The organism is Terriglobus sp. YAF25, from assembly GCF_052113305.1.
Taxonomy (GTDB): Bacteria; Acidobacteriota; Terriglobia; order Terriglobales; family Acidobacteriaceae; genus Terriglobus.
The window spans coordinates 1-4,187 of sequence record NZ_JBFRCY010000404.1; the positions used below are offsets into that span (position 1 = coordinate 1).

At 59.3% G+C, this 4,187-nt stretch carries 3 protein-coding genes; 1 reads left to right on the plus strand and 2 read right to left on the minus strand.

Going from position 1 to position 4,187, the window contains the following annotated elements; genetic code table 11:
- Nucleotides 1-420 (plus strand): hypothetical protein (locus AB4043_RS16640; protein WP_442307558.1); only part of this gene is annotated, 420 nt, incomplete at its 5' end.
- Between the two features lie 407 nt (nt 421-827).
- Here AB4043_RS16640 and dnaB read toward each other — a convergent pair.
- The gene (dnaB, locus tag AB4043_RS16645) at nt 828-2,210 is read right to left on the minus strand and encodes a replicative DNA helicase (protein ID WP_442303472.1); all 1,383 of its coding nucleotides are present in this window, start codon (nt 2,208-2,210) and stop codon (nt 828-830) included.
- Nucleotides 2,211-2,458: 248 nt separating this feature from the next.
- The coding region (gene mnmG, locus AB4043_RS16650) for a tRNA uridine-5-carboxymethylaminomethyl(34) synthesis enzyme MnmG (protein ID WP_442307559.1) at nt 2,459-4,187 on the minus strand (1,729 nt) is incomplete at its 5' end.

A 4,187-nucleotide genomic window follows, 5' to 3' on the forward strand; every position in this document is an offset into this window, starting at 1 on the left:
GCTGTGAGCGGCTTCATGGAGCAGATCTGGAAACTTGCTATCCAAAGTTATCCGGTCAATCCCGTTCTTCCCGCGTTCTTTGAGATCGAGACGCTGCTCTCTTCTATTGCACAAACGGGCGTCGCTCTTTCCCCATATCTGGATCTTTGGAGTGAGATAAATACGGTCGCAGCGACGAAGCATCTTCTGTATTTCGTTACGTTGCATGGAGAGGAGTTTGCCAATGGAGGCACACTCACCGCGGCCTTCTGGGAATCTGCGCCTGACCAGGCGTTGGAGCTAAGGCGGTGGCTCCTGCAACCTCAAGTCTGGAATTGGATTCAGGAAGGGAAAGACGTCCCTATCGATAGCGGCTTTGAGCCTCTCATGGCTCCGGCTCTTGCCGTACTCGCAAAAGAGATGGAATCTACCGCCGTGTAATCACCTGCCCGCAAGCCTCGTCAGTAATAGCGAGCTCTACTGCAGAGAGCTCACCAGATTGGCAGCTTTGGGACCCGTGGGCGTTATGCGATGCACGCTCACGGCTTCAAGACCTTTGCAGATAGGAACAGGCCTTCTTCGTGTACGTGGCCAAAGCAAGGCGGTAGAGCGGGGGTGCTCCAGGTCCCTCGGGGAGTTGGGCATTCGCGCTCCGCGCGAACCGCTTTTTGTCTGTCATTTCGTAGCGACCAACGGGAGCGGAGAAATCTGCTTCTCTACGGATGTATTCCGGTCAATATGATGAAAAGCGGTCTCGCTTCGCTCGATACCCCACCCTTCGTTTTCAACGAAGAATGGGGCAACGAAGGGAGTGCTCCTCATCTTGCCAGAGACTCACATTTGAGGGGTTAGTATTCAGCTCCGGAGTGAGCTGATTCCAGATTCTCGAAGCGTGTGTAATCGCTCAAGTACGCCATGTGCACACTGCCGGTCGGGCCGTTACGCTGTTTGGCGATGATGATCTCGGCCTTGCCCTTCAGATCTTCGTTCTCGCGATCGTAGTACTCTTCGCGGTGGATGAAGCAGACGACGTCGGCGTCCTGCTCGATCGATCCCGACTCGCGCAGATCGCTCAGCATCGGCTTCTTCTCGCCGCCACGCTGCTCGCTGGCACGCGAGAGCTGCGAAAGCGCGATCACGGGAACCTTCATCTCTTTTGCGAGGGCTTTGAGGCCACGCGAGATCGAAGAGACCTCCTGCGTACGGCTCTCGAAGCCCTTCTTACCCGGTCCGGTGGAGCCCGTCATAAGCTGCAGGTAATCGATCACAATCAGATCCAGGGCCCCTTCCTGCTGCTTCAACCTGCGGGCCTTCGCGCGCATCTCGGCGAGCGTGATGCCGGGGGTGTCATCCACATAGAGCTTCGACGACATCAGCCGGTCCAATGCGTTGACCAGCTTCTGCTTGTCTTCACGCGGAAGGAAGCCGGTCTGAATCTTCTTCGAGTTGACCAGTGCTTCGCTGGCCAACATACGGCGAAGCAGTGATTCCTTGCTCATTTCGAGCGAGAAGACCGCGACTACCTTACCATCGCGCACCGCCGAGTTCTGGGCGATGTTGATGGCCCACGCTGTCTTACCCATCGAGGGACGGGCGGCGATGATCGTAAGCTCCGAGTGCTGCAGGCCGCTGGTCATACGGTCGAACTCGCCATAGTGGGTACGCAGGCCGGTGATCTCGCGGCCCTGTTCGTACAGGGCGTCAATGGTGCCAAAGCTTTCGGCGACGATCTCACCAATCGAAGAGAAGCTCTTCTGGATGGCGCCTTCGGCGATCTCCAGAATGCGGCCTTCCACGCGCGAAAGCACATCGATGGCGAGCTCGGACTGGTCGGCCGACGCCAGCAGACCGTCGTTGCACACGCTCATCAACTGGCGCAGCAGACTCTTGTCCTTGACGATCCGAACGTAGTCTTCAATATTCGGATTCCGCGGAATGCCCTCGGTCAGGAACGAGAGATACGGAATGCCGCCGATCCCCTCCAGCTCCTTCTTGCGGGCCAGATTGTCGGAGACCGTCACGATGTCGATGGCGTGACCGGCCTCGATCATCTCCAGCATTGCGCCATAGATGCGGCGATGCGAGTCCAGCGAGAAGTCGTCGATCTTCAGCCGCGCGGTGGCATCGGTAATCGCCAGCGAGTCCGTGAGCATGGCGCCAAGGATCGTATTTTCGGCATGCAGCGCTGCCGGTGCGCCTTGCTGCTCAAGAATCTGAAGATAAGAGGCCATTGCTTCTTTAAAGAGTAGGCCGATTCTCCCGGCAGCGCCGCACCCTTTTTGGTTCAGAAATTCTGCACAAAACTCTTGCGGTGAGGAAATGTGGAAGACCCGTCTCGTTCTCCGGATCATTTATAAACACAGCGTAGCCATAGCGCACCTTCAGGTGCGCTTGTCTTGCTTAAGGGACGGCTTCAGCCGTCCCAATTCACGGGAGCCTATGAGCGGGCTTTACAGCCCCTGAGGGCAGAACACGACCCCTAAACCGCCTGCTTGCGGCCCTGTATCTCGATGTAAATATTGATCAGGCTCACCGCCGCCGGGGTCACTCCCGGAATCCGGCTGGCCTGGCCGATGGTCGCCGGGCGTACACGGCCAAGCTTCTCTTTCATCTCGCGGGAGAGGCCGCTGACCTGGGTGTAGTCGAACCATTCGGGGATCGACCGCTCTTCGGCCTTCTTCAGCTTCTCGATGTTGCGGCGCTGCTGGTCGAGGTAGCCGGAGAACTTGATTTCGGTCTCCACCGACTTCAGCTCGTTGCGCACCCATGAGGGTAAGGTCTCGCCCTGTAGGCCGGCGGTCATCGCCACAAAGCGGTCGTCTTCCTGAAGCTTGTCCCGGAAGAGAGGCAGAAGCTGATTGATGGTGACCTCAGGGCGCTTCAGAAGTTGGGCGAGTGTCTGCCCCTTGTTTTCGCCTTCACGAAGACGCTCGGTTGCCAGCAGCTTCTCCAAGGCAACCATGCGCGCCTGCTTAGCCTCGTAATCGGCCCACGCTTCGTCGCCGATCAGACCCAGGGTGCGTCCCTTAGGGGTCAGCCGGCGGTCGGCGTTGTCGATGCGCAGATGCAGACGGAACTCCGCCCGCGAGGTGAACATCCGGTAGGGCTCATTGGTGCCCTTCGAGATCAGGTCGTCGATCAGGATACCGGTATATCCGTCGGCGCGATCGAGCCAGAACGGGGCCTCACCCTTCACGCCGAGCGCGGCATTGATGCCAGCCATTAGGCCCTGGCAGGCAGCTTCCTCGTATCCCGACGTCCCGTTGATCTGTCCGGCGAGATACAGACCGTCGATCGACTTCACCTTCAACGAGCGGTCCAGCTCGGTCGGATCGATGGCGTCGTACTCAATGGCGTAGCCCGGCCGAAGCATCTCGGCCATCTCCAGTCCAGGGATGGAGTGCACCATGGCCGCCTGCACTTCCATGGGCAGACTGGTGCTCATGCCGTTGATGTAGACCTCGTGTGTGTTCAGGCCTTCGGGTTCCAGGAAGAACTGGTGCTGCGTCTTGTCCGGGAACTTGACGATCTTGTCTTCGATCGAGGGACAGTAGCGCGGTCCAATGCCCTCGATCTGGCCGGAGTACATCGCCGACCGGTGTACGTTCTGCCGGATGATCTCCAGCGTTTCCGGCGTGGTATAGGCGATATGGCAGCTCACCTGACGGAGTTGTGGCACGGTTTTGGTGCGGAAACTGAATGGAGTCGGATCCGCATCGCCGGGCTGCTCATCAAAGCGCGACCAGTCGATGGTGCGTCCGTCCAGGCGCGGAGGCGTACCGGTCTTCAGACGGCACTCGCGCAGGCCAAGGCGCTTCAGGGCTTCGCCCAGCAGGACGGAGGCAGGTTCGCCGGAGCGGCCGGCGGTGTAACGCTCCTCGCCGCAATGGATCAGCCCGTTCAGGAAGGTGCCGGTGGTGATTACGACTGCGCCGGCATGCACAACACGGCTGTCGCGCAGCCGGATGCCGGTAATGCGGCGAGCGCCGTCGGCGGTATCTTCCAGCACGACGTCGACAACCTCAGCCTGCTTGATGAAGAGGTTTGGCTGGCCTTCCAGCATTTCGCGCATCTTTACGCGATACAGCGCTTTGTCGCACTGTGCCCGCGGCGACCACACGGCGGGACCTCGCGAGGTATTCAGCAGGCGGAACTGGATGCCGACAGCGTCAGCGACTTCGCCCATAATGCCGCCCAGGGCATCGACC